Source organism: Sphingobium xanthum (assembly GCF_019737615.1).
Classification (GTDB): domain Bacteria; phylum Pseudomonadota; class Alphaproteobacteria; order Sphingomonadales; family Sphingomonadaceae; genus Sphingobium; species Sphingobium xanthum.
The window spans coordinates 44,823-70,809 of sequence record NZ_JAHKKS010000006.1 but is presented as its reverse complement, the minus strand read 5'-3'; the positions used below and the strand labels follow the sequence as shown (position 1 = coordinate 70,809).

24 protein-coding genes and 1 tRNA gene are annotated in these 25,987 nt (G+C 64.9%); 18 read left to right on the top strand and 7 right to left on the bottom strand.

Annotation, left to right across the window (positions count from 1 at the left end; genetic code table 11):
* Positions 1-42 precede the first annotated feature (42 nt).
* The 3 genes from recO to tpiA all read right to left on the bottom strand — a co-directional run bounded on the left by recO (position 43) and on the right by tpiA (position 2,614).
* The gene (gene recO / locus KM135_RS11395) at positions 43-777 is read right to left on the bottom strand and encodes a DNA repair protein RecO (protein ID WP_221714146.1); all 735 of its coding nucleotides are present in this window, start codon (positions 775-777) and stop codon (positions 43-45) included.
* 53 nt (positions 778-830) lie between these two features.
* Positions 831-1,607, bottom strand: coding sequence for a DUF8021 domain-containing protein (locus tag KM135_RS11390; protein WP_221714145.1), 777 nt, complete (start codon positions 1,605-1,607; stop codon positions 831-833).
* Positions 1,608-1,864: 257 nt separating this feature from the next.
* A complete protein-coding gene (gene tpiA, locus KM135_RS11385; protein ID WP_221714144.1) occupies positions 1,865-2,614 on the bottom strand; it encodes a triose-phosphate isomerase in 750 nt (249 codons plus the stop codon).
* 188 nt (positions 2,615-2,802) lie between these two features.
* Between tpiA and KM135_RS11380 the strand changes: the two genes are divergently transcribed.
* The 5 genes from KM135_RS11380 to KM135_RS11360 all read left to right on the top strand — a co-directional run bounded on the left by KM135_RS11380 (position 2,803) and on the right by KM135_RS11360 (position 9,565).
* Complete coding sequence (locus tag KM135_RS11380; RefSeq protein ID WP_221714143.1) at positions 2,803-4,761, top strand: peptidylprolyl isomerase; 1,959 nt, start codon at positions 2,803-2,805, stop codon at positions 4,759-4,761.
* 9 nt (positions 4,762-4,770) lie between these two features.
* Complete coding sequence (gene trpE, locus KM135_RS11375; protein WP_221714142.1) at positions 4,771-6,288, top strand: anthranilate synthase component I; 1,518 nt, start codon at positions 4,771-4,773, stop codon at positions 6,286-6,288.
* A gap of 410 nt (positions 6,289-6,698) precedes the next feature.
* The gene (locus tag KM135_RS11370; protein ID WP_221714141.1) at positions 6,699-7,469 is read left to right on the top strand and encodes a bestrophin-like domain; all 771 of its coding nucleotides are present in this window, start codon (positions 6,699-6,701) and stop codon (positions 7,467-7,469) included.
* Between the two features lie 74 nt (positions 7,470-7,543).
* On the top strand, positions 7,544-8,527 hold the full coding sequence (locus KM135_RS11365; RefSeq protein WP_221714140.1) for a cation diffusion facilitator family transporter: 984 nt from the start codon (positions 7,544-7,546) through the stop codon (positions 8,525-8,527).
* A 27-nt stretch (positions 8,528-8,554) separates the two neighbouring features.
* Positions 8,555-9,565 carry an alpha/beta fold hydrolase gene (locus KM135_RS11360; protein ID WP_221714139.1) on the top strand — a complete coding sequence of 337 codons (1,011 nt, stop codon included), beginning with the start codon at positions 8,555-8,557 and terminating at the stop codon, positions 9,563-9,565.
* 115 nt (positions 9,566-9,680) lie between these two features.
* Here KM135_RS11360 and KM135_RS11355 read toward each other — a convergent pair whose 3' ends face one another.
* Together KM135_RS11355 and KM135_RS11350 are read right to left on the bottom strand one after the other, a co-directional pair.
* Entirely contained in the window at positions 9,681-10,181 is a 501-nt protein-coding gene (locus tag KM135_RS11355; protein WP_221714138.1) for an asparaginase domain-containing protein, read from the bottom strand.
* Complete coding sequence (locus KM135_RS11350) at positions 10,178-10,756, bottom strand: chloramphenicol phosphotransferase CPT family protein (protein ID WP_221714137.1); 579 nt, start codon at positions 10,754-10,756, stop codon at positions 10,178-10,180. Before KM135_RS11350 ends, KM135_RS11355 begins: the two co-directional genes overlap by 4 nt.
* Before the next feature lie 57 nt (positions 10,757-10,813).
* Between KM135_RS11350 and KM135_RS11345 the strand changes: the two genes are divergently transcribed.
* The 11 genes from KM135_RS11345 (at position 10,814) to KM135_RS11295 (ending at position 18,977) form a co-directional block, all read left to right on the top strand.
* Positions 10,814-11,398 carry an anthranilate synthase component II gene (locus KM135_RS11345; protein ID WP_221714136.1) on the top strand — a complete coding sequence of 195 codons (585 nt, stop codon included), beginning with the start codon at positions 10,814-10,816 and terminating at the stop codon, positions 11,396-11,398.
* Entirely contained in the window at positions 11,398-11,862 is a 465-nt protein-coding gene (locus KM135_RS11340) for a DUF5990 family protein (RefSeq protein ID WP_221714135.1), read from the top strand. The genes KM135_RS11345 and KM135_RS11340 overlap by 1 nt, the downstream gene beginning before the upstream one ends.
* A gap of 70 nt (positions 11,863-11,932) precedes the next feature.
* On the top strand, positions 11,933-12,925 hold the full coding sequence (gene trpD / locus KM135_RS11335) for an anthranilate phosphoribosyltransferase (protein WP_221714134.1): 993 nt from the start codon (positions 11,933-11,935) through the stop codon (positions 12,923-12,925).
* Positions 12,922-13,710 (top strand): indole-3-glycerol phosphate synthase TrpC, encoded by a 789-nt coding sequence (gene trpC, locus KM135_RS11330; protein WP_221714133.1) that lies wholly within the window; start codon positions 12,922-12,924, stop codon positions 13,708-13,710. The genes trpD and trpC overlap by 4 nt, the downstream gene beginning before the upstream one ends.
* On the top strand, positions 13,707-14,174 hold the full coding sequence (gene moaC / locus KM135_RS11325) for a cyclic pyranopterin monophosphate synthase MoaC (RefSeq protein WP_221714132.1): 468 nt from the start codon (positions 13,707-13,709) through the stop codon (positions 14,172-14,174). Before trpC ends, moaC begins: the two co-directional genes overlap by 4 nt.
* A 1-nt stretch (position 14,175) precedes the next feature.
* Entirely contained in the window at positions 14,176-14,640 is a 465-nt protein-coding gene (aac(6'), locus tag KM135_RS11320; RefSeq protein WP_246605979.1) for an aminoglycoside 6'-N-acetyltransferase, read from the top strand.
* Positions 14,637-15,842, top strand: a complete 1,206-nt coding sequence (locus KM135_RS11315; RefSeq protein ID WP_221714131.1) for a molybdopterin molybdotransferase MoeA — start codon at positions 14,637-14,639, stop codon at positions 15,840-15,842. The genes aac(6') and KM135_RS11315 overlap by 4 nt, the downstream gene beginning before the upstream one ends.
* A gap of 84 nt (positions 15,843-15,926) precedes the next feature.
* A tRNA-Leu gene (locus tag KM135_RS11310) sits at positions 15,927-16,013 on the top strand.
* A gap of 143 nt (positions 16,014-16,156) precedes the next feature.
* Positions 16,157-17,371, top strand: coding sequence for a tyrosine-type recombinase/integrase (locus KM135_RS11305; protein ID WP_221714130.1), 1,215 nt, complete (start codon positions 16,157-16,159; stop codon positions 17,369-17,371).
* 479 nt (positions 17,372-17,850) lie between these two features.
* Positions 17,851-18,327, top strand: a complete 477-nt coding sequence (locus tag KM135_RS11300) for a RusA family crossover junction endodeoxyribonuclease (RefSeq protein WP_221714129.1) — start codon at positions 17,851-17,853, stop codon at positions 18,325-18,327.
* Entirely contained in the window at positions 18,324-18,977 is a 654-nt protein-coding gene (locus KM135_RS11295; protein ID WP_221714128.1) for a hypothetical protein, read from the top strand. The genes KM135_RS11300 and KM135_RS11295 overlap by 4 nt, the downstream gene beginning before the upstream one ends.
* Before the next feature lie 160 nt (positions 18,978-19,137).
* Here KM135_RS11295 and KM135_RS11290 read toward each other — a convergent pair whose 3' ends face one another.
* Positions 19,138-20,085: a ParB/RepB/Spo0J family partition protein gene (locus tag KM135_RS11290; protein WP_221714127.1), complete on the bottom strand. Its 948-nt coding sequence runs from the start codon at positions 20,083-20,085 to the stop codon at positions 19,138-19,140.
* The gene (locus KM135_RS11285; RefSeq protein ID WP_221714126.1) at positions 20,082-21,671 is read right to left on the bottom strand and encodes a DUF2130 domain-containing protein; all 1,590 of its coding nucleotides are present in this window, start codon (positions 21,669-21,671) and stop codon (positions 20,082-20,084) included. Before KM135_RS11285 ends, KM135_RS11290 begins: the two co-directional genes overlap by 4 nt.
* A gap of 120 nt (positions 21,672-21,791) precedes the next feature.
* Between KM135_RS11285 and KM135_RS11280 the strand changes: the two genes are divergently transcribed.
* Together KM135_RS11280 and KM135_RS11275 are read left to right on the top strand one after the other, a co-directional pair.
* Entirely contained in the window at positions 21,792-21,980 is a 189-nt protein-coding gene (locus KM135_RS11280) for a hypothetical protein (RefSeq protein ID WP_221714125.1), read from the top strand.
* A gap of 94 nt (positions 21,981-22,074) precedes the next feature.
* Entirely contained in the window at positions 22,075-25,812 is a 3,738-nt protein-coding gene (locus tag KM135_RS11275) for a hypothetical protein (protein ID WP_221714124.1), read from the top strand.
* The last annotated feature ends 175 nt before the right edge of the window (positions 25,813-25,987 follow it).

Sequence of the window (25,987 nt, the reverse complement as noted above, 5' to 3'; positions counted from 1 at the left end):
ATTGTTTCCGATTGGCGCGGACGCATATGGCCCGGCCCCCGGTCACGCAACCGCTCTTTTGAGCCGCTCGATCAGCCGCTCCCGCGCGGCCAGCATCTCGGCGCGACGCGGATCGACCAGATCGCGCTCGATGAAGTGACCGGTGAGCGCAAAGCCGAGCAGGATGTCATCCCAGGCCGCTTCACCGCCTTCGGTCAGGAAAGGCGGCAAGCGGAGCAGCCGGGCCTTGTGCAGCCCCGCGCCCGCCTCGCTCACCGCACGGCCGCTGCGCGGGCTCACATAAACAAGCTCGGCGCGCGCCCCGGTGACCGCGCATTCCGAGAGGTCGAGGCCGAAACCGAGTTCCGCCAGCACCAGCAACTCGTAGCGCACCAGCGCCACTGCCCAGCCGCGCGCCGCCGGGGCAGCCTCGACTGCGTCCAGCACGGCCGACATCGCGCTGTAGAGCGCCGGATAGGGATGCCCTTCCGGCAGGGACGCCGCGGTGAAGGCGCAGGTCCAGTCGATCGCGGCTGCTGGCAGCGGCTCGCTCAGCAATGGCCCGCGGCTATGCTCCAGCTCGACCGAGAGGCTGGCTAGCTGATCGGCCGTACGGGCGCGAAAGGCGCCGCGGACGATGTTCCCCGGAATGAGCACCGGCCGCATGCGGGTCGAGCGACCGCCCTGCACATAGCCCGGCAGCAGCCCCGCCTCCGCCGTGAGCATGCGCACGATCGCGCCATGCTCGCCATGCGGGCGCACCGAACAGACGATCGCGGTGGCGGTGAGGCTGGTCATGGCGCAGGCTTAGACCGGCCTCTCGCGCTTGGCGATGCCCTTGGATCAGCGCCTCACGGCAACGGATCGGACGAGGGCCAGTAGCGCGGCGTCGCGAGCGGCATCGTGCGGAAGAAGGCGAGGACGGAATGGATCTGGCCGCCCCAGACCTTGAACGCCTCGAAGGTGACGAGCGCATTGCCCGGCCCATAGGAATCGGTGAAGCCGAAGTTCATCCAGAGCAGGACGATGCCGGCGTCCTCATCGACCGCCGCAACATTGCCGACGATGCCGGGGTGCAGCATGATCCGCTGCGCATACATGTCGCAATCGGCGCGACCGCAGCCCGGGCCTGCGGTGATCACGCCGTTCTCGACGCGGTAGATGCCGGGCGCGAACGGCGTCTTGCCGTCCGTGAAGCTGCCGATCCGCAGGCCCTCGGGATAGGTGAGCGCCACCTTGATCATCTCCGCGCGAGACATCTTCTTCCCCGCCGGGACGGCGTCGTTCATGCCCCGGATCGGCCCGCCAAGCTCGGTCGGCTGCCAGCGCCCTTCCGGCGTGACGCGCTGGACCAGCGTCTCGATGCCGGTGATCCTGCGATCCTTCACATAGAGCAGCACCGAATACATGATGTGGTTCGTGCCCTCCATCAGGAGGAGATGCGACGCCGCGACCTGTTTGGCGGTGTCGAGATAGTCGTGACGAAAGCTGGTCTTGGCTGTCACGGACTTCCAGATGCCCTCGCCGAGCTCCAGATCCTGCGAATCCTGCGTGTAGCGAACGTTGGTCGCGACCGGCAGCTTCGAGGGATCGCGCGCGACGAGCGCATCGACATATTGGGTGATCATGCCGGAAAGACACGTCCGGTCGCAACTTTGCGCGGATGCAGGGGCCGCTGAAAGTATGAGCAAGCCGAGGATCGACAACATCCTCGCCATCGGTCGATGATGCCGCTGAACCACATATCCCTCCGTCGCTGTCACACGCCGTCTAGCTGCGGCGTAGTAGGACTGTGATGGAGACTATGCCGTACCGTCAATGATGTGGACGGCAGGGAAGCTTGATCGGTGGCTTCGCATGCCCATCACTCACATCGTTCGCTGCGTCAGGCAGCGGCAATGATCGGCCCGAACTTGGCGGCGCTGAGGCTCGCGCCGCCGACCAGCGCACCATCGACATTGTCGGTGTGCAGGATGTCGGCCGCATTGTCGCCAGAGACCGAGCCGCCGTAGAGGATGCGCATCGCATTGCCCGGGCCGTCGCCAAGCGCCTTGACCAAGGCGACGCGCAGCGCGGCGTGCATGGCGGCGATCTGCGATGGGGTCGCGACCTTGCCGGTGCCGATCGCCCAGACCGGCTCATAGGCGATTGTGAGCCACGACGGGTCCGCGCCTTCCGGGAGCGACGCGATCAGCTGATCCGCGACGAAGCCATGCGCGATGTCATCGCCCTGCTCGCGCGTCTCCAGCGTCTCGCCGATGCAGAGCACGACGGAGAGGCCATGCTCATGCGCCTTGGCCGCCTTCGCCGCCACGTCAGCACTGCTCTCATGCTGATATTGCCGCCGCTCGCTATGGCCGACCAATGTGCCGCCCGCGCCTGCTTCGGTCAGCATCGCCGCCGAGACATTGCCGGTGAAGGCGCCGCTGTCCTGCGCGTGGCAATCCTGTCCGCCGATCAGCATCGTGCCAGCCAGCGGCGCGGCGGCGGCGATGAGCGTGGCCGGGAGAAACAGGCCGACATCGATGTCCGTCCGCTCGCTGGCGAGCGCGGCGATGGCCGAGACTTCGCCCAGCTGCGCCTTGAGGCCGTTCATCTTCCAGTTGCCTGCGATGAGCTTGCGCCGACCGGTCATCCCCCCAAATCTCCTTCGTCACCAGATACCTGCTAATGAAGGCTGCGGGATGAACGGGCGCGCCGGATTTGTCCAGTGCTTCGCGCCATGGGAAACAGGCACGCCGCAAAGCCTGCTTGATGCCGCCCCTCCCCCGCCCTAAAGCGTCCGCCAAGCATCTCGCCCCGACAGTTTCTGGACGCAACGACATGAATTTCTTCCGGCGTATTCTCGGATCCAAGTTTGGCGGCTGGATTGCCGCTGCCTTTCTGGGCGTGATCGCCTTCGCCTTCGTCATTGGCGACCTGAGCGGATCGGGCGGCATCAACGTACTCGGCCCCTCGACGGGCGAAGTGGCGCGTGTCGGCAAGCAGACGGTGACCGTCAACGAACTCCAGTCGCGCACGCAGCTTGTGTTCGAGCGGCTGCGCGAGCAGCGGCCCGAACTGACCATGGATCAGTTCCTGCGCGAGGGCGGCCTGCGCCGTGTCGCCGACGAGCTGATCGCGAGCAAGGCGCTCATCGCTTATGGCGAGAAGCACGGCATGCAGATCAGCAAGGCACTTGTCGATGCGCAGATCGCCAGCAACCCGGCCTTCGTCGATGCGACCGGCAATTTCAGCGAGACGGTCTATCGCCAGCTTCTCGCGCAGCGCCGGATCAACGAGAAGGAATTCCGGGACGACATCCTCGCGCAGCTCCTGCAGCAGCAGATGATCGCGCCGATCGCCGCCGGCGCGCGCACGCCCGACTCCATGGTGCCGCCTTATGCCGCCATGCTGATCGAGGAGCGCAGCGGCGAGATGATCGCGATTCCCTCGGCGGCCTTTGCACCCAAGACACCGCCGACCGACGCGGAACTGCAGGCTTATTATCGTCAGTTCCCGGCCAAGTTCACCGTCCCCGAGCAGCGCCGCCTGCGCTACGCGCTCGTCGATATGGCGCGCTTCGAGGCGCAGGCCGCGCCGACCGACGCGGAGATCGCTGCCGAGTACAAGAAGCGCGAGGCCAATTATCGCTCGCGCCAGTCGCGCGACATGAGCCAGCTCATCCTCACCACCGAAAGCGCCGCGCGTGACGCCGCCGCCAAGGCGAAGGCCGGGCAGACGCTGACCCAGATCGCCGCCGGCCTCGGCCTCTCCGCCACCCGCATCGATGGCGCGGATCAGGCACAGCTTGCGACGCAGACCAATGCCGACATCGCCAAGGCCGCCTTCGCGACGGCCAAGGGCGGCGTCGTCGGCCCGATGCGCGCGCCGCTCGGCTGGGCCGTGTTGCGGGTCGAGGAAATCCGGGAGATCCCCGGCAAGACGCTGGAGCAGGCCCGCGCCGAACTCAGTCCGGACATCCGCATCGCCAAGGAAAAGCAGCTCTTCAGCGAGTTCCTGAACAATATCGACGGCAAGATCGGCGAAGGCGCGACCTTTGCGGAGGTCGCCAAGGCCAATGGTCTGACGATCGTCGAGACGCCGTTCATCGTGAAGGACGGCAAGGCGCTCAAGGATCCGAACTTCAAGGCCGACGAAGCGCTGACGGCGCTGCTCACGCAGGGCTTCGGCATGACGCAGGACGACGATCCGCAGGTCGTTCCGATCAAGCCCGACGAGCAGGCTGCGATCCTGCAGGTGGGCGACGTGGTGCCCGCCGGTCCCCCGCCGTTCGCCGAAGTGCGCCCGGCCGTGCTGACGGCCTGGACGCTCTCCAAGGGCGCCGGACAGGCACAGCGCGTCGCGACGCAACTCGCGGCCGAAGTCGGCAAGGGCGCCGATCCGGCAGCGGTGCTGGCCAAGCTCGGCGTTCCCAGCGCGCCGCGCCAGCCGCTCAGCGCCCGTCGCGCGGACATCAATCAGCAGGCGCAGGGGGGCCGCATCCCGCCGCCGCTCGAAGCCTTGTTCACGATCAAGGTCGGCGCGACCAAGCTGATCCAGATGGAGAACGACCAGGGCTATATGGTCGTGCGCCTCGGCCAGATCACACCCAAGGACCCGACCACGGTGCCGGAGCTTCTTGCCTCGACCCGCGCCGGCCTCAGCAATGTTCTGGGCTCCGAATATGGCCGCCAGTTCCTCGTCGCCATCCAGCAGGAGCTTGGCGTCGAGCGCAACATGGCGGCGATGGCATCGGTCGAGTCCGCGCTGCGCCAGGCCAATGGCAGCGCCGCGGAATAGGCCGGACGCTTGACCCTCGCCAACGACAGCATCGCCGCCGCGCGCACAGCCCTCTCGGCCGGGCGATCGGCGCTCGTCTGGCAGCGGTTCATCGCTGACACCGAGACACCGGTCTCGGCCGCGATGAAGCTGATCGAGCCCGAGCGGGGTGACTTCATCCTCGAATCCGTCGAGGGCGGATCGGTGCGCGGCCGCTACAGCCTGATCGGCCTCGCGCCCGATCTGGTGTTCCGCGCGACCGGCCGGAGCTGCGAGATCAACCGCCACTGGCGGACCGACCGCAACGCCTTCGAGCCGCTCACCGCCGATCCGCTGACCGGCCTGCGCTCGCTCGTTGCCGAGTGCCGGGCCGAGGTCGATCCCGCCCTCCCACCGGCGCTCGCCTGCCTGGTCGGCTATTTCGCCTATGAGACGATCGGGCTGGTCGAGAAGCTGCCGCGCCCGGCCGACAATGGCCTTGGCACGCCGGACATGCTGTTCGTGAGGCCGACGGTCGTGCTGGTGTTCGATCGGCTGGCCGACGTACTCTATGTCGTCGCGCCGGTCTGGGCCGACGATGTCGGCGAGATCGACAAGGCTCTCACCGCCGCGACCGACCGGATCGAAGACACGGCCGCCCTGCTCGCGCGTCCGCTGCCGCCTTCCAAGGCGCCGGACTTCGATCCCGCGGACATCGCCGTCACGCCCAATCTGGCGCCCGGCCGCTATGCCGAGATGGTGCTGAAGGCGAAGGATTATATCGTCGCGGGCGATATCTTTCAGGTCGTGCTGGCGCAACGCTTCACCACGCCCTTCACCTTGCCGCCGATCGATCTCTATCGCGCCCTGCGGCGGATCAATCCCTCGCCTTTCCTCTATCATCTCGATCTGCCCGGCTTTGCGCTCACCGGTTCCAGCCCGGAAATCCTCGTGCGCGTGCGCGACGGGGAAGTGACGATCCGCCCGATCGCGGGCACCCGCCCGCGCGGCAAGACCGCGATCGAGGATGCGGAGAACCGCGACTCCCTGCTCGCCGACCCCAAGGAGCGTGCCGAGCATCTGATGCTGCTCGATCTCGGCCGCAACGATGTCGGCCGGGTCGCGAGCGCAGGCACCGTCAAGGTGACGGACAGCTACATGGTCGAGCTCTACAGCCATGTGATGCACATCGTCTCGAACGTGGTCGGCCGGATCGATCCGAAGAAGGATGCGCTGGACGCGCTGTTCGCGGGCTTCCCCGCAGGCACCGTCTCGGGCGCGCCCAAGGTCCGCGCCTGCGAGATCATCGCCGAGCTGGAGCCCGAGACGCGCGGGCCTTATGCGGGCGGCGTCGGTTATTTCTCGCCCGACGGCAACATGGACAGCTGCATCGTGCTCCGCACCGCGCTGGTGAAGGATGGCCTTATGCATGTACAGGCCGGTGCCGGCATCGTGGCGGACAGCGAGCCGGCCTATGAGCAGCGCGAGTGCGAGGCGAAGTCCGGCGCGCTGATTGCCGCGGCGACCGAAGCGGTGAAAGTCGCGCGCGAGGGGCGGTTCGGGCAGTAAAGCGCGCGCTCGCCCGAATCACTTGAGCTCGGCAAGCGCACCTGCGCGACGGCATTCTGACAGGGAGGCCGACTGTCTGAGGCTGCTGTCACGGCGAGGATGGCAAACTGCACCGCATTCTACCGTCTCCTGACTGGACGATCATTGAAGAAATGGCGGATTTCTGTCGGTCTTGTGCGCTATTTTCTCTAACTTCCCTCATATCGCGCATGGTGAAACGCGGCAGTGCATCGCGACCTGACGGCAAGTCACTGATTTATCGTGCATTTACGAAATCAAAGAGCGACGAGGCCGTTTTCGGCTCGTGCAGTTGTCATGACATGGAATGGCGGCTGTAGGACAGACATCGCGCTTCCCTCCCCGGGCGAGATGCGACAGATTGCGCCGATCATCCGTGGGAGGGCCGGACATTGGCAACGCTCGAACAAGCCATGGCGTCCGCGCCGCTCTGGGCGATTGCCCTGCCCTTCTTCCTCGCCCTGCTCCTGTTCGCGCAGCTTGGACGCCGGGCACGGCTGCGTTTCGACAGGAACGCGACGGATACCGATTCAGACGGGCATCTGCTCGCTGCGTCGCTCGCACTGCTCGGGCTGATGATCGCCTTCACCTTCTCGCTGGCGCTCAGCCGCTATGACAGTCGGCGCACGATGATCGTCGAAGAAGGCAATGCGATCAGCACCGCCTGGTTGCGCGCGATCCTGGCGCCCGGCGCGGAAGGCGAAGCACTGCGGACCTCGCTTAAACACTATGCCGATGTGCGCCTGCGCCTGCCGGACGCGAAGGACCGTCATGTCATCGAGGCGGAAACCGGCAAGGCGCAGGCGGAAGTGTGGCGGCGTCTGCGCACTGCCCTGCCGGCCACCCCGCCGACGCTCGCGCCGACACTCGTCACGGCGACGACCGAGATGTTCGATGCCGCCGCGCGCCGCAAGGCCGAGCGGGAATCCCGCATTCCCGCCCGCGTGCTCGACATGGTGAGTCTGTTCGCGCTGCTTTCGGCAGGGATTGTCGGCTATGTGCTCGGTCGCAAGGAGGACAAGCGCCATCTCGCCATGACCGCGATCCTCTTCCTGCTGCTGACGCTGGCGCTGGCACTGATCCTCGATCTCGACCGGCCATGGTCGGGCGGCATCACGCTCTCGCCGCAACCGGTGATCGACGCGCGCGCCGCGATGGACTGAGCGCGGCGGCTTGGAGCGCGCGATTGGCTCTGATAGGCAGGCAGCATCGACCGCAGGGATTTTCGCGCCGACGCATGGATGGACACTTGCATCACGGCCATGACCACGGCCACGGCCATGCGCATGATCATTCGCACGGCCACTCGCATGGGCACGACCATGGCCACCATCATGGCGCGGGGCACGTCCACGCGCCGGCTGATTTCGGCCGCGCCTTTGCGATCGGCATCGTGCTCAACTCCGCCTTCGTGGTCATCGAGGCGGCTTATGGCCTGATCTCAGGATCGATGGCGCTGGTCGCGGACGCGGGGCACAATCTCTCGGACGTACTGGGCCTGCTCATCGCCTGGGGCGCGACGATCCTCTCCAAGCGCAGTCCGAACACGCGCTTCACCTACGGCCTCAAAAGCTCGTCCATCCTCGCTGCGCTGATCAATGCGGCGCTGCTGCTCGTCGCGGTGGGCGCGATCGCGCTGGAGACGGTGCAGCGGTTCCTCGATCCGCAACCGGTCAACAGTGGCACGATGATCGCCGTCGCGGCGATCGGCATCGTCATCAACACCGGCACGGCGCTGCTCTTCATGCGCGGGCGCCATGACGACCTCAACATTCGGGGCGCCTATCTGCACATGGCAGCTGATGCACTGGTCTCGGTGGGTGTGGTCGTTGCCGGTATCGCCATCATGCTGAGCGGGCTTTCATGGATCGATCCGCTGACCAGCCTCATCATCATCCTCGTCATCGGCGTCGGCAGCTGGGGGCTGTTGCGCGATTCGGTGAAGATGAGCCTGCTCGCCGTGCCGGCCAATATCGATCATGGCCAGGTTGCGGTCTATCTGCGCGGCCAGCCCGGCGTTGCGGAGGTCCATGATCTCCACATCTGGTCGATCAGCACGACCGAGACCGCGCTGACGGCGCATCTGTTCATGCCCGGGGGCCATCCGGGCAATGCCTTCCTCGCGGGGCTGACGCGGGACCTGGAAGAAACCTTCCGCATCGATCACGTCACCATCCAGATCGAGGTGGACCAGGAGGATGACTGCGGGCAGACGTGTTGACCTGATCTACCGGCGAGGACGGTATCCATGACGCGCGAGTTCAATCTGCAAAGCGGTGCAGTGACGCTGCGGGATTTCGTCTTTCACGACGGGTCGCGCTTGCCGGAGCTGAGGATCAATTATCGCACGCTGGGGACGCCGCGCCGCGACGGTTCGGGCGCGATCGAGAATGCGATCCTGCTGCATCATGGCACCGGAGGCAGCGGCGGGAATTTCCTCGCGCCGGCGCTGATCGACGCTTTCTTCGGCCCGGGCGCGCCGCTCGACGCGAGCATTCATTATGTGATCCTGCCCGATGCGATCGGCCATGGCGGCTCGTCCAAGCCGAGCGACGGCCTTCGCATGGCCTTCCCGGCCTATGACTATGCCGACATGGTCGAGGCGGAAATGACGCTGGTGCGGGACACGCTCGGCATCGCCAAGCTCAAGGCCGTCATGGGCATTTCCATGGGGGGCATGGTCACGTTTCAATGGGCGACGACCTATCCCGAATCCGCGCAAAAATTCTTGCCGATGGGCTGCTATCCGATCGAGATTGCCGGGCAGAACCGGTTGCAGCGCAAGCTCATCATCGACGCGATCAAGCTGGACCCGGCCTGGAACGAGGGCAATTACACGAGCCAGCCGGTGGCCGGTATGCGCGGCGCGACCAGCATCGCGATGCTGATGGCATCGGGCGCGCTCTATCTCCAGACCAGCTATCCGACGCGCGAGGCGGCGGATAAATTCGCCGAGGAAGCTATGGCGCTCAGCCTCTCGAGCGGTCGAGATGCCAATGACGCGATCTACCAGACCGATGCCTCGCGAAACTATAATCCCTGGGACCGGCTGGACCGCGTGACTGCCCCGCTGCTTTGGATCAACTTCGCCGACGACCTGCTCAATCCGCCCGCGCTCGGCGTGGCGGAGAAGGCGGTGGCGCGGATGCCGGACGCGCGCTTCGTGCTGGTGCCGGGCACGGAGAAGACGCGCGGACATGGGACGCTCAATCAGCCGGAGTTCTGGGGTGACGAGGTTGCGGCGTTTCTTCGTAAGTAGAGTTTACGCTTGTGCTCCTGCGGAGGCAGGAGCCCAGGGCCCGGCCGAAAGACCTGTTCTCAGCCGCCCTGGGCTCCCGCCTTCGCAGGAGCACTTATAGATAGGGTGTTGCCGGTTACGTCTTCGCCACGAACGCCCCGCGCTCGCGATCCTTCACCACCTCGTCCGCGCGGAAGACGGTGCCGTTCATGGTGATGTAGACCCCTCCCGGCGCGACCTGCGCCGTCGCGAAGGCCATGCCGAGATTGAAGGTCGCGTCCGTCTCGGAGAAGCGCGCGGGGGCCAGCGCGCCGACGAGGACGATGGTCTTGCCGGGCACCGTGCCGAGCGCCTGCGCCGTCACGGTCATCGTGTCCGTGCCATGGGTGATGACGATGCGCCGCGCCTCGGCGGCGATGACGCGCTCGCGGATCAGGGCGCGGTCGGCATCGGTCAGCTCCAGACTGTCCTTGCGCAGAACCTCGCCGATCTCGACCGGCTGCGTCACGCGCGCCGTATCCAGAACGCGCGCGATGATCGATTCGCCGATCTTGTATTCGCTGAGCGCATCGAAATAGAGCTTGTCGATCGTGCCGCCGGTGGTGAGCACGAGAATGGGGTCGTTTGGCGTCGTCATGCGCTATCTATAGCGCTTTGGCCGGTCTTCGCCATCCGCGAGAAGGCGCGGTCTTCGGAGCGCGCACGCCAGGCAGCGATGATCCGGTCCGCATTGTCCCCGGGCGGCGCCAGCGACTGGACCTCCAGATCATAGTCGCAATGGACGTGGATCGTATGAAAATCCCTCGCCGCATCGCCGATCGGCCGGTCGCCGCGCGACTTCTCGCGCCGCTCCAGCTCGTCCAGCGGGCAATGCACACCGACGAAGAAGATATCCTGCCCGGCCATCAGACCGACCAGCCGGTTCATCCCGGCTCGCGTCTCCACGATATATTCGACGATCAGGTCGTTGCCCGTCGACGTGTAGCCGAGCAGCGAGCGTTCGAAGCCGTCGAAGAAGGCCTCGCGCATGTCTGCCCAGACGAACTCACCGCTGCGGATGCGCGCCAGCGGCAGCACGCCGGCATCACGCAGATGATCGATCGAGATATGCCAGAAGGGCGCGTCCAGCCGATCTTGCAGCGCCCGGCTGATCGAGGATTTGCCGCTGCTCGATGCGCCGTTGAGGAGGATGATCCTGCCGGTTGCCGTCATCTCCACCGACCCCATATTCGCGTTGCGCCGCCTGAAGCACGCCTCTAGATCATCGCCATGATCCTCGTCATCGACAATTATGACAGCTTCACCTGGAACCTGGTCCATTATCTGATGGAGCTGGGCGCGCAGGTGGAGGTCGTGCGCAACGACGCCATGTCGGCGGGACAGGCGCTCTCGACCGGCGCGCAGGCGTTCCTGCTTTCGCCCGGCCCTTGCACGCCCAATGAGGCGGGCATCAGCCTCGATCTCGTGGCCGCCTGCGCGGAGGCCGGCAAGCCGCTGCTCGGCGTGTGCCTCGGCCATCAGACGATCGGCCAGCATTTCGGCGGCAAGGTGGTGCGCGGTGGGCTGATGCACGGCAAGACGTCGCCGGTCAGCCATGACGGCACCGGGCTGTTCGAGGGCCTGCCCTCGCCCTTCACGGCGACGCGCTATCACTCGCTGATCGTCGAGAATATTCCGGCGAGCCTGATCGTCAACGCGACGAGCGAGGACGGATCGGTCATGGCCTTCCGCCACGAGAGCCTGCCGATCCACAGCGTCCAGTTCCATCCCGAGAGCATCGCGACCGAGCATGGTCATGCCATGCTGGCGAACTTCATGCGCGCGGCCGGGATGAAGGTCGCCGAGCGCGTCTGATGGCGGACAAGGGCATACTGAGATTGCGTCTGCTGCGGGACGATCCGATCGCGCCAAGCGCGGACGCCGATCCGAGCCCGACTATGTTCGGCCTGCAGGACAACAAGGAAGCGATCCACCCCGGCGTGCAGCGCGAGGACGGGACGTTCGCGTTCGATTTCGATCTGCGCGTGGCGCCGGCGGTGGACGAAGCCAAGCCGCCGGTCTTCACCGGGCCGTTCGCCTTCGGAACGCCGCAGGACCGCTTCGTCTATCTCTCCTGGCAGCGCACGCAGCTGCCCGGTTACGTCAATCGCGTGAAGGCGCGCCTTGCCGACATCGACTGGGATATGGTCCATGCGGCGCAGGAGAGCGGCGGGCGGCTCGAGGCGGACATGAGCGGGCGCAAGGCCGGTGGCGGCAAGATCCCGGTCGTGTGGACGCTGGTGGACATAGCGGAGCCGGAAGAAGACGCCGAAGAGTAAGAGTTCGTAGAGGGCGCGTCATCAGCGGAGTCACTCGACAGCAGCCGCATCCTGCCGCAAAGGCAAATCCATGACTGTCCTGCCCGATCCTTCCGCGCCGCTCTCGCAAAGCGAGGCGGCCGCAGCGTTCGCCGCGATCCTCGACGGGACGGTGAGCGATGCGGACATTGCCGCGTTCCTTGTCGCGCTTTCCGACCGGGGGGAGACCGCGATCGAGATCGCGGCGGCCGCCCGCGAGATGCGGCAGCGGCTGATCCCGGTGCAGGCGCCGGACAATGCCATCGACGTTTGCGGCACGGGCGGCGACGGGCATCATACGCTCAATGTATCGACCGCCGTCAGCCTCGTCGTCGCGGCGTGCGATGTGCCGGTCGCCAAGCATGGCAATCGCGCGGCCTCATCCAAGGCTGGCGCGGCCGATACGCTCGAAGCACTGGGCCTCGATCTTGATCGCGCGGCCGAGAATGCGGAGCGGAGCCTCGCCGAGATCGGCATCTGCTTCCTCTTCGCGCAGAAGCATCATCCCGCGCTTGGCCGGCTCGGGCCGATTCGCCGGGCGATCGGGCGGCGCACGATCTTCAACCTGATGGGGCCGCTCGCCAATCCCGCTGGGGTGAGGCGCCAGCTCATCGGCATCGCGCGGCCAGCCTATGTGCCGATTTACGCGGAAGCCCTGGCCTCGCTCGGGATCGAGCGGGCGATGGTCGTCTCGGGCGACGAGGGCCTCGACGAGCTCAGCCTCGCGGGCGGCAACGACGTGGCCGATGTGAGCGCGGACGGCATCGTCGCGATGCGGCGGGTGAGCGCGGCGGATGCCGGCCTGCCCAGCCATCCCATCGACGCCATTCGCGGCGGCGACCCGGCGCATAATGCCGCCGCCCTGCGCGCGCTGTTGATGGGCGAGACGGGCGCCTATCGCGACGCCGTCCTGCTCAACGCCGCCGCCGCGCTGATGGTCGCCGGGGAAGTCTCCAGCCTTGCCGAAGGCGCGGAGGAAGCGGCCGAGGCGATCGACAAGGGGCTTGCCAAGACGCTGCTCGACTGCTGGATCGCTTACGAATGAACAAGCTCGACGAAATCTGCGCCACCAAGCGCGAGGAAGTGGCGGCGCGCAAGGCCGCGACCAGCCTGGCCGATCTGCAAGCCAGCGCCGCCGCGCAGACGCCGCCGCGCGGCTTCCGCCGGGCGCTCGATGCCAAGGTGAGCGCGGGCGGATACGGCCTGATCGCCGAAGTGAAGAAAGCCAGCCCGTCCAAGGGACTCATTCGGGCCGATTTCGATCCCCCGGCCCATGCCCGTGCCTATGAGGCGGGGGGCGCCGCCTGTCTCTCGGTGTTGACCGACGCGCCCTATTTTCAGGGGCATGAGGAGTATCTGATCGCCGCACGCGCCGCTGTCTCGCTGCCGGTCATCCGCAAGGACTTCATGGTCGACCCCTGGCAGGTGCTGGAAAGCCGGGCGATCGGGGCGGACGCGATCCTCATCATCGTGGCGGCCCTCTCCGACACGCAGATGCAGGAGATAGAGGAGGTCGCGCTCGGTCTCGGCATGGATGCGCTGGTCGAGGTCCACGATGAGGAAGAGCTGGAGCGTGCGCTTATGCTCAAGTCCCGCCTGATCGGCGTCAACAACCGCAATCTCAAGGATTTCACCGTCGACTTCGCCCGGACCTACGAGTTGGTCGGCCGGGCGCCGGAGGGCTGCACCTTCGTTGCGGAAAGCGGCCTTGGCTCCAAGGCCGATCTCGATGCCATGGCGGACCATGGCGTGCGCTGCTTCCTGGTCGGGGAATCGCTGATGCGTCAGGCCGACGTCGAGGCGGCGACGCGGGCGCTGATCGGCGCATGAGCGGGCTCAGTCATACCGACGAGGCCGGCGCGGCACGCATGGTCGATGTCTCGGCGAAGGCGGACACGGCCCGCATCGCCACCGCGACCGGCCGGATCGACATGAACGCGGCGGCGCGGGACGCGATCGCCGATGGCAGTGCCGCCAAGGGCGACGTGTTCGCAGCCGCCCGCATTGCCGGGATCATGGCCGCCAAGAAAACCAGCGAGCTCATTCCGCTCTGCCACCCGCTGCCGATCACTGGCATCACGCTCGACCTCGCGCTCGATGCGACCGGCGCGACGGCGAGCGCAACGGTGAAGACGAGCGGCAAGACCGGCGTGGAGATGGAGGCGCTGACCGCCGTTTCCATCGCGCTGTTGACCTTGTACGACATGCTCAAGGCGGTCGACAAGCATATGATGGTCCGTGATATTCATGTCACCGCCAAGGCCGGCGGCAAGTCCGGCGACTGGACGGCCTGAGATGCAGATCGTGCGCGGCGAGATGCGCCATGTCGCGGAGGTCGCGGCGTTGCGCCACGCGCTCTGGCCCGAAGAGGGCAGCCTCGCAGAGCATCAGGCCGAGCAGCGCGACCAACTGTTGGAGCGGGACACGGCGGACTATGCGCTATTCGTTGCGCTCGATGCGGTGGAGGCCGTCATCGCCTTCGCGGAAGCCACGCGCCGGACCGACCATGTGAACGGCTGCGACGGCTCGCCGGTCGCATTCCTCGAAGGCATTTATGTCTCACCCGGCCATCGCCGCCGGGGCGTCGCCCGCGCGCTGGTCGCCGCGACGCGCGACTGGGGCCTCTCGCAAGGCTGCGCCGAATCGGCTTCCGATGCGCTGCTCGACAATGATCCCGGCCATGTCTTCCACAAGGCGGTAGGCTTCGAGGAAACCGAGCGCGTCGTCTATTTCCGCATGGCCGACGAGGCGACGGCATGAGCCTGCTGCCGGTCGAGGAAGCGCAGGCGCGGTTGCTGGCGCTGGCGACACCCCTGCCCCCCACGGCCCTCTCCCTCGCGCAAGCTGTTGGCGGCTATCTCGCCGCACCGCTGGCGGCCCGCCGCGACCAGCCCTGGACCGACCTCTCGGCCATGGACGGCTATGCTGTGCGCTGGGCTGACATGCCCGGCCCCTGGCGGCTGGTGGGCGAAATGGCCGCCGGCGCGGTGCCCTCCGGCGATGCGCTCGCCGCGGGGACGGCGATGCGGATCTTCACCGGCGCGCCCATGCCCGTGGGGGCCGACACCGTCATCCTGCAGGAGGACGTGACGGCGGACGGCGCCACGATCCGGCTGACCGGCGAGGGTCCCGGTGCGCCAGGCCGCCACGTCCGCCCGCGCGCCAGCGACTTTGGCGCAAGCGATACGCTGCTTTCGGCAGGCATGCGGCTGGGGCCGGCGCAGATCGCGCTGGCCGCGCTCGCGGGCCACGCGATGCTGCCGGTTCGCCCGGGGCCAAGGGTCGCGATCCTTTCCACCGGAGACGAGCTGGTGCCGCCCGGCGCGCCCTGCCCGCCCGGCAAGCTCCCCGCTTCCAACGGCGCGATGCTCCGCGCGATGATCGAGGGCGTGGGCGGCGCGGTCATCGACAAGCGCCTGATCCCTGACGATCTGCCCGCCGTCACCGCAGCGATGCGCGAAGCGGCGCGGGCGGACATCATCGTCACCTCGGGCGGCGCATCGGTTGGCGATCACGATCTCATCCGCCCTGCGCTCGAGGGCGCTGGCGGCACCATCGATTTCTGGCGGATCGCGATGCGGCCGGGCAAGCCGCTCATCGTCGGGCGGCTGGATCAGGCCATTGTGCTCGGTCTGCCCGGCAATCCCGTCTCTGCGCTGGTCACCGGCGCGCTGTTCCTGCTGCCGCTCATCCGTCATTTCGCGGGCGCGGCAGCCCCCCTGCCCCGGCCGCGCACCGGCCGACTGGGCGCCGCGATGCCGGCCGTCGGCAATCGGACGGATTTCGTCCGGGCCACGCTCAAGGACGGCATCGCCACGCCGATCGGCTTTCAGGACAGCGCCGCCATGCGCGCCGCCGCGCAGGCCAATGCCCTCATCATCCGCCCGATCGGCGCCCCGGCCGCTCAGGCGGGCGAGGAAACGCAGGTGCTGGACTGGCCGTCCCTCGGCCTTGTCGGCTGAGCCGATCCCGGACCGACGCAAAAACTCTCCAACCGCGCGTTGACAAGCCGCCCCGCGACAGCTACCCGCGCCAGCCTACCCCGTGCCCAGATGGCGGAATTGGTAGACGCACCAGCTTCAGGTGCTGGCGATCGCAAGGTCGTGGAGGTTCGAGTCCTCTTCTGGGCACCATTTGTTCTCCCGGGGCCGTCCGCAGACGTCCGGAAAAGGGCTTGTAAAACCAAGGGTTAGTCCACCCCCGTCCGGGTGCGCATCTTGGAATCCGAAAATGGTTTGATACAGTTGCGGGTATCAAATCTGCTCGGGATACCCGCATGGCTCTTTCAGCTCTAGCCGCCAGCAAAGCCAAGCCTCGCGAGAAGCAATACAAGCTCTCGGACAGCCATGGCCTGTACCTCCTCGTGACGCCCGATGGTGGCAAATACTGGCGATACAATTATCGTTTCGATGGCAAGCACAAGACCCTCGCTCTTGGCGTTTTTCCGGAGGTGGGTTTGAGCGAGGCGCGCGAGCGGCACAGGGATGCGCGCAGCGCCCTGACGATCGGGCTCGATCCGCTTTTCGAACGAAAATACAAACTGCGCGCGCAACTCGGGAACATGTCGACGTTCGAAGCAGTGGCTCAGGAGTGGCTCGCCAAGCGGGAACGTGAAGGCTTGTCCGATGTCACGCTGGACAAGATCAAGTGGCTGCTGAGCTTCGCTTATCCAACCCTAGGTAAACGGAGGATCGGGAGCATCGAGGCGACCGAGCTCCTCCTTGTACTGCGCCGTGTGGAGGCCGGAGGCCGATATGAATCGGCCCGTCGCCTGCGCAGTGTGTTCGGACGGGTGTTCCGCTACGCCGTGGCGACGGGGCGGGCGCAGATCGATCCGGCACAAGGCCTTAAGGATGCGCTGACGACGCCGAAGGTCAAACATCGCGCGGCTATCACCGACGAGCATGAGGTCGGCCCTCTCCTGCAGGCCATTGATGACTTCAGTGGCCATCAGGTGACACGCCTCGCGCTTCGGATCGCCCCGCATGTATTCGTGCGGCCGGGTGAGCTGCGCCATGCCGAATGGCAAGAGATCGATTTCGACCGGGCCATATGGTCGATCTCGGCGGACAAGATGAAGATGCGCCGTCCGCATCGCGTCCCTCTCTCGCGCCAGGCGCTCGCCCTCTTCGAGGAAGCCCGGGAGTTCTCGGGCTACGGGCGCTATGTATTCCCGGGCGTTCATTTGGGTACGCGGCCGATGTCGGAAAACACGCTGAACCTAGCGCTCCGCAAACTGGGATATTCCGGCGCGCAAATGACCAGCCACGGCTTCCGCGCCATGGCCAGTACGCTGCTCAACGAGATGGGCAAGTGGCATCCCGACGCAATCGAACGTCAACTCGCTCATATTGAATTGAACGGCGTGCGTCGCGCTTATGCGCGCGGTGAATTTTGGGATGAACGGGTGCGGATGATGCAGTGTTGGTCGGACTATCTCGATGAGCTGCGCGATGAAGTAAATGGAAGTGGGCGCGGCGCCAACCGTTGACTAGCTGATAATATATGTGCAGCCCCGCTGAACGCCCAGCCCGCCAGCGCAATGGCTCTTTCCGCCCCGAAGTCAGACATTCAGGCCAACGAATGAGCACCCCGAAAGCGGCCATTCGTTCATCTCCGTTTTAGTGACGCGAACTGGAACATTCCTGCCCTTCGGCGACGCGACTGGAAACGTCCGTTTATGCCGACAGCGGCCATTCGTGGATCAGCCTAAGCCCGTTTACCTAGGTCCGGGCTGGTCGGACGCTCCTGACAGGCAGCTTCACCGCCGCGAAAACGGGATAGCGGACATTCGAATGCGTCGGTGCCGTTTTCCTGGTCGGACCCTTCTCGGTCACTCAGCTGCCGATTTTCGCTCCCTAGATGCGGACCGACAGCTTTTCGCTACGGGGCGATCGCAGTTGGCCGATTGCGGATAGGGCAGCTTATCCAACGTTGCATGTATAAGGCGCCTGCTCCAAAGTTTCGGTCATGGACGAGGTCGAACCCACCGCCGAAACGAAGTACGCTTCGCTGTTCCCTCTGGAGTTCCATTTGGCAGCTATCCCGCTCTCGCTTCAGGCGAAGCCGTCGTCGAAGGAGAGGTGGAAAAGCACCGTCGCCGAGGCGGCGCGTAAGCGGGCAGAGGAGACGGCCGAGTTCGTCTGGCTGGAAGAAGACACGCCGATGGCCGTCACCATCTTTTACTTTCCGACCGCACCGATGCCCGGCGACATCGACAACATCGTGAAGCCGATCCTCGATGCGCTGGAGGGCCAAGCCTACCTTGATGACGAAGTGGTGGAGAGGGTCGTCTCGCAGAAGTTCGAGCCAGAGACCGGCTGGTCCTTCGCCACCCCAACTGATCAGCTGGCGGCGGCACTAGACACCATCACGGCTGCCGACGAGCGACAGCCGGTCGTGTATATCCGGATCGATGACGATTTGACCTGGAGGACTCATCCATGAGCGCGGCTCGATACGAAGAAAGCCAGGCAGAGCGCGATCTGCTCGCCTCGCTGCGCCGACAGTATGAAGCAAAGGGCTTCTCGCTTGAGATCGCACCTGACCCGAAGGAGATGCCGGATTTCCTTGGGTCATACGTGCCCGACGCGGTCGCGCGTAGAGGTGACGAATATGTCGCGATCGAGGTCAAGAAGAGCCGGAGCCGAGCATCAGATCACACCCTCCGGCGCATCAGGGCGCTGTTCGAGGGGCACCCGAACTGGAAGTTCGTCGTTGCATACGTCGCCGAGGATCCGCTGAAGACCCTAACGATCAAGGCATCGGCATTGCCGGCGATACGCCGCCAGCTCGACGACATCCGCGCCCTGGCCGAAAAGGGGTACTCCAGAGCCGCGTTTATACTCGGGTGGTCCCTGCTCGAGGCCACGCTCCTCAACGCGGAAGCCGAACAGGAGGCGCGCCCCCGGACGCCAGGCAGCGTCCTCCAGGCACTGGCGATGCTCGGCCGTATCGATCCGGAAACGGAGAGGCGGCTTCGCCCCCTGATCTTGCTGCGCAACTCGGTTGTACATGGCGATCTGGCGGTTGAGCCAACGGCAGAGGACGTGGCGCTCGTTGCGACCGTCATCGAGGAGGCGCTTTCGGACGATTGAACAACAGCTCGTCCTTCTCGAATTTGATCAGGAAGAATGGATGACCTAAGCGGGCTGACATTGGGCTTTCCTATGTCGAAATTTTGCGTTCCAGCGCAAACGTGAGCCCGCATAAGTCCACACCGGATTTCCACGCTCCCCGTCAGCCATATATTGCCGATCAAGACAGCGCAGTGCGCAACGACCGAAGCAGTGCTTCGGCATCATCGATCCTACCCAAGAGTTCGCTATTACCGCGCAACTCCTGAAGCGTAGTCCAAGGCACCTTCTTCATGGCCTCGACCATCGCTTCCAGATCTTCGGCCAAACCGCCTTTCGACTTTCTCTCGGTCGGACCTAGGCGGAGCAATGCGGTGTCGAGATCTCCCGCGTCACTCAGAAATTGCGCCTTGGCGACCGGATCGGGAAGAATGGAGCGCAGCTTGCGCAGATCCTTCGAGTTCGTGATCCGCTTGTCATTGACCTTCTTGACCACGGCCTCGATGACGGTCGGTGTCAGCAGTTTCTTGCTGACGCCCATCAGTTCCCGCGCCCAGGTGATGCCGGCGCTCGGGTCGCGCAGCTCCTTGAACTTCTCCGACACCTCGAAGATCTCCACCAGCTTGTCGAGTTCGCGGACGGTGATGCCCAGAATGTTTGCGGCACTGGTGCGTCCCATCAGCTGTACGAGCTGATAGGCGACCATTTCCTTTTCGCGCGCATCCCACTCTTTGCGCTGGCGGTGGATGTAGATCCACACCCGGAGCCGGTCCTCCTCGCTCAGCGTGCGGTCGGTGACCTCGATCGGGACTTCCCGATAGTCTTCCTTGCCCTGCTCGACGAGCACTCGCGAGTTGGTCCAGCGGCGGTCGCCGTCGATGATCCGGTACTTGCCCGGAAGGTCAGGATGGGGCTCGACCAACAACGGTTCGAACAGTCCGCCATTGGCTTCGATCTGCCGCTGCAGCTCCTCATCTTCCTTCGGTCCGCGCCGCGGCTGCTTGTCGTTCGGCACAATCTCGTCGATGTCGGCCCTTGTGCGATAGGTTCGCAGTACGGTGCGATCGAGGCGACGCTCCTGCAGATTGACCACATTGTTGCCACCCCGTGCGATCGCTGCCTTGTTCACGTCGTTGCCTCCGGTGTCTCGCCGCCCGCGATGATCTCGTCGATCTCACGGATGAGTTCGGCGCTTACCTTCTGCACAGAACCGATCAATATCCCCTGCTGTTTCCAGTGCGTCTCGTGCGCCCTGCGCTCCCTGTCCTGAAGCTCGAGCAGCGAGGTGGCATGGGCGTCGAACCGACCGAGCAGGTTGCCGCAGCGCTCCGACGTGATGAAATCGTAAAGCTCCTGGGTCTTGTGTGTGCGATGCTCGCCACTGAGACGCAGCGTGTGGGTCTGGATCAGATGCTGCCGCACCATCTGTACGATGGCGACGATGCGCGCCGGATTGGCGACGATGACGCCGTCCACTATCTGCAATTGACGGCCGCCCGCTGGGAACTTGCTGGTCGTGAGGATGGCGTGCTCAGCCTTGGCCGCCATCTGGTCCACCTTGAGCTTGGACACGAACTCGTTGCGCCAGGCGCCGTGATTCTTAGAGTCGTAGATGATCTTGCCGCATTCCTTGCCGTTGTGGATCACGGTGTGGATGATGTCGGCGCCCGGTAGGCCATGCTTCACCCGTTCGATCCGATCGCCGTCGAACTCGGCTTTCAGCGCCTCGTGAAGGATGATCTCGGCGCCTTCACCGAGCTCGTCGGCGGTCTTCTTCTCCAGCGCGCGCTGCAGCTCGGTGACCTTCGCGGAGAGCTTTAGAGTGGCTTCGTAGGCGGCCGCCTTCTCCGCGTTGACCGCTTCGGTCTTGTCCGATTCCATCGCCTCGCGCATTTCCGACAAGCGTTCTTGCAGGGTCGATTCCTGACTGTCCTTTAGGCTCTGGACCTCGGCGAGGGCGGTGCGTGCCGTTTCTTCCGCTGTGGAGCGGGCGGCATCGGCGATGCTCACCTTTTCCTGCGCTGCTGCTTCGGCGGCTTCGGTCGTTTCGCGGCGGATTTCAGCCTCCCGGAACACGGCATCCTGCTGCATCTGCTCGATCGTGTCGGCATGCTTCTGGACCGCCTGGGCATGCTGCGCCTCAAGGGCAGTACGGGCATCCTGCGCCGCGATCTTGTCGGCCTCGACCTGTGCCAGCTGTCCCTTAAGCTGGGTTTCCGACGCGACGCGCTTGGCATCGGCTTCCGCCACCTTGGCCTCGGCCGCAGTGTTGGCCGTGCGTTCGGCTTCTGCGCGGATCTCCGCTTCCCTAGCGACCGCGTTGGCTTTGAGGTCCGCCAACTCGGTCTGAGCCTTCTCCTGCGCGGTCGCCGCGTCAGCCTTGGCGCGTTCCGCCGCATCGATCTTTTCCCGCGCGGCGGCCTCGGCCGCGCTGCGCGCTTCATCCCGCGCCGATGCAACTTTTAGTTCAGCGTCGCGCGCGGCCTGCTGGAGGGCTTCTGCCTTTTCGGCGCTGAACCGCGCTTCCAGCTTCGCGGAGATTTCGGCCGCTCGTTCCCGCTCACGCGATGCGAGACGCTCGCGAATTTCGATGGCGCGGTCATGCGGCAGGGGCTGCTCGCAAGTTGGGCAGAGGTCGTCATCCAACGGATGCGTATGCGGCACGATCGTCGGGCGCATTTGCCCCGACATCGGCGACGGATTGGCACTGGCCATAATGATCTCCCTGATCAAAATTTCTAGGACCTATTTTCTCCTACTTGATCCCAAAGTCAAGTGCCCATATGATGAGGGCGTCAGCACGGCATGGTGCAGGCTGACTTGGAGACCTGAGAAATGAGCAAGACCTACAAGCCGGGGCAGACCGCCCCACGCTCTGGCCAGTATGAAATCGTTGGACCGCGTGGCGGTGGGACTGGCCGGGAACGCACCGTGGTTCGCGGTGAGCCCCTGCCGCCTACCGAGCGGCCCGGCCAGTCGTTCCGTCTCGCCGATCCGACGAAGAACGGCAGCGGCCGCGGCTGATTGGGAAGGGGTGAAGCGCGCCACCCCTCCTTCGATCCAGCACAGCCGCGACGGACACCGAAACTCTCGGTCGAGGCGGATTGGACAGCAGGTAATGACGATGATGATGCTCGATGCAATGATGGCGGCGAACAATGCTATGGCGATAGGGCACATCGAAGCACGGCTGGCTAAACTAGCGTCGCGGCTCGAGAAATTCGACAAGGCGGCGACACTCGCGATGTTGGGTGGGCTTCTCACCGACCCCGAACTTCATGCGAATACCGTCAGGGTCGAAGTTTTGATCCATCTCGTCGCGCTGCGCTCGAACAGATCGGTCAAGCCGACGGCCGCGCAGCTGCGCGAATGGCTGAACGAAATCCTCGGCGCGGATCATGTCGGCCACCAGGAAGACCCGCCTGAGGATGTCTTCATCGCCAATGTCATATCCGGGGCCGGTAATTCGCTGCTGTTCGAAGGGATCTGGGAGGCGAACGCCGGGTATGTTCAGTCGGTGCTATACGCCGTTACGGCGTGCCTCAGGCACGGGCAGGAATGGTCGGACCATTGTCTCCGGCAATTGAGTGCGCTGCTGCGACTGAGCACTGCGATCGCCGAGCGAAGCGGCCTGTCCCGAAATGCGCTTGGCGGTGGTCGCCGACTGGGCAGGGTACAATTTTCGACCGCCCGCATTCAGGAGCTCGCTGGACGCGTTCGCTTCAGCCCGGAGGACCTTGAGCGGGCCGGCATCCATCCGTTCGACCTGCGGCCATTCATCTTCGATCCGCGGCAGAGCCCGAAGCTTCGCCATGAGACGATCAGCTGGACCTCTCTTGAAGCCCGGCCGATCGTCATGGACGGGGAGGATTTCGTCGTCGCGCTGCCCACCGCGATCGGTGCGGCGATCCGCCGGCGTGCGATCGAGATGGCGCTTGGCAACGATGCTGGTGAACTTATCCAAACCCATCTGACAGACCATCAATTCGGCCACAGCATCACCAATGCGCGGCTCGGCCTAGGACTCGAGCGCGTGACTGGACCCGTCGCCGACGACGCGTCGGGCTTCATCGGAATGATCTGCCGCTTCGACGTCGGCGCTTATGCCCATATTCTTTTCGTCCAAGATCGGATCGACGAGGTAGCCACGGAGGGGTTCCGCTCGATCCGAAATGTGTCGACGGATGTGCGCCGCCTCGCCGCCGCCGGCGTCTCCGCCATTGAAGCGCTGCCGGACTTTCGTATCGGCATGACCATCATCGTGTTCGGCGGATTGGGGCGCGGCTTTCAGGCTGATCCGGGGCGGCTTCCGCCGCATTGGCGGTTCGTAGGGCTCGGCAATGAGGATTTCGAGTTGTACGCTGACGATTCGAACAGCACCGCGCTGCAAATGTACCGCCTGCTCGACCAAGAGCGGGAGCTGCTCGTCATGCGGACCCAGCTCGTAAACCCAAACGGCTTCCTCAATCTCTACGGCTTCGCCAAGAGCAACGACTTCGAACTGATTCCAGACTTCGTCTCGCGCAGTACCTCAATGGTCCAGCTTGGCACCGACTATCTGACGTCGATCCGGACCGGAATACGGCGCGCGCTCGATCATCACGGCGTGCGGGTCGTGCCGCGCAGCAGTTATGCCGAGGTCCGCAGGCCGTCGACCGAGATGTACTTCACCGATCTAGCCGAGGAGCCATCCTATGTGAGTATCGCCGACGCGATGATCGGGCGTCCCGTGGCTGCGATCGAGGCCGATTGCCGGACTTGGTGGATCGAGATCGAGCAGGAGGACCCAGTGCCGTCCGGCTCGCTGCCGTACCGCGTCTGGGACATGGCCAGGAATTGGACTGTGATGATTGCGCCGCGCATCGCTGCTGTCGTGGCCACGCTCCCAGATTTCATCGCCATCGAGATAGCATTCCCGGAAGGGGCCGATCTCAGCGCCGAAACTGTCGCCGAAAGAGCTGAGCTGATCCGGCCGGTGCTGAGCGTGACGAATGGGGTCATCCACATCGAATGTCCCATCGACTATCTTCGCGCGTTCGGCCGTGCCGACAATATCGGCGACCGCTGGATGGTCGAAACGATCATCGAAGGCGCACGTGTCTTGGCAGGTTCTGCGGACGCGACATTGGCCGAGCGCATCTCTACTATGATCGTTACCGATACCGCCTCAAGGCACCTTCACGTCCTGACGCCCAAGACCGCGGCCGACTATATCCTGGCGACCGCGGAGCTTCCACGGCCTCGCCTGCTGCAGGCGGAGGTCAGGGCGTGGGCCGACATCGGGCTGGCGCAGCGCAGCGGAATCGCTCCGGGAATGGCTCTGCTGATCGAGAACAAGAAAGAAGCAAGCAGCCTTCTCAGCACGGCGGTCGAGGTCATCTGGGCGGAAATTCGCGAACGCCTGCAGCTGATCGACCGTACCTCCGTGATCGAGATGTGCATCGACAATCACAACGCCGTCGACCGCGACCGCGGAACTTGGCGGCATACCGCAGCGGCAGTCCTTCACCTGCATCCGCGCGAGGATGTAATGCGGGCCGCAGTCGAGCGTGAAAGCGAGCGGTCCGAAGTCGGTCTGTGTTGCCGAGTGGTCGTCGAGATGGCGGTCTGCACCTCACCGGAGACGGGTGGACGAACTTGCTCACTCGATGATTTCGATTTTCTCGTGGCGCGTGTGGCTCTGCTGTGCGGCATCGCATCCCGCAGTGACGAAATCCATCACGGGTTTGCCGAGAAGGTCGAGATCAAGCCAAGCGGAGTGCTGCGCTTCGAGGACGAGTTCGCCAATCGGATCCACGGTCCGTTCATGGTCGCACTTTCACGCGACCAGTTCGATGCTGCCGCCGAAGGGTACGACACCTTCTACGAAGTCCCCGAGCAGATTGATGACGCCGAATATGAGCGCCAGCGAAATCCCGAATTCGATGCCGCCTTCGTCGCGGAATATGGTGTAACGCCGATTCGGATGGTCGACTTTGTCTCCCGGTTGAGCGAGCGCGCGGTGGACAGCGGCAACGGCAGGATCACGATCCGCCGCTCCGAACTGAAGGCGGATCTTGTCGCGATGGACGATGTTGATGCCGATGCGGCGGACGCTCTTCTGGACGCCTGGTGTCTGGTGCCGCGCGACCAATGGGACGAAAAGAAACCCGCGAACGCCAGCGCAAAAGACTGGTATCCTTGGCGCTTCGCCCGCCGACTCAGCCTCCTTTCCAAGCCGATTGTGCAGCTTACTGTCGAGGACGACCCTATATGTGTGGTGTCGCCCGTCATCGCCGAACACGGTCTCGACTATGCTTTGCGCGCCTACAATGCCCGTCTGCCAGACTCCTACTTCCGATCTGAGGAGATGCGGTCGTGGATCGGCGGTGCGATCGACCGGCTCGGACATCGCTTCAACCACACAGTTGCCGAGCGTCTTCGCGATCTCGGGCTGGAGGCCGAGGCGGAGTTTCTGATGACCAGGCTCGGCGGATCTGCAGCGGACGGCGACGTCGACACCCTCGCCTGGAATCCGGCGACTGGCGATGTCTTCGTAATCGAATGCAAGCGTCTGCTCGCCGACAAGACGGTGGGTGAGATTGCAGAGCGTCTCGTCGAGTTTGGCCCCAACCATGTTGAACGAAACGGCCGGCGCGGGCCGACGCGGCGGCATCTCGACCGCGTAGCGATCCTGCGCAATCGCTTGCCGCAGCTGGCGACCGCGACGGGAATCGCCGAAGGGGCGATCAGGATTCGGTCGTGCTTGGTGACGTCGGCGCTGGTGCCAATGCAGTTCCAGAGGGAGGCGGCGACCTACTTCGACATGGTTTCCGATCTCGATGGGCTCAAAGATCAACTCGTAGGATTAGCGTAAGCTTGCGGTGACCCGAGCGAGCGGCCGAACGTAGGGCGGCTTTCGACGACCTATTCCGACGCAGCGAATGACGGCTTTCAGGGCGGCAGCCGATCACCACATACCTTTCCGATGAGTTGGCGGGCATGTCCGCTCACGCCGAAGCTAGCCATTCGCAACTCTTATAGCTGCCAGG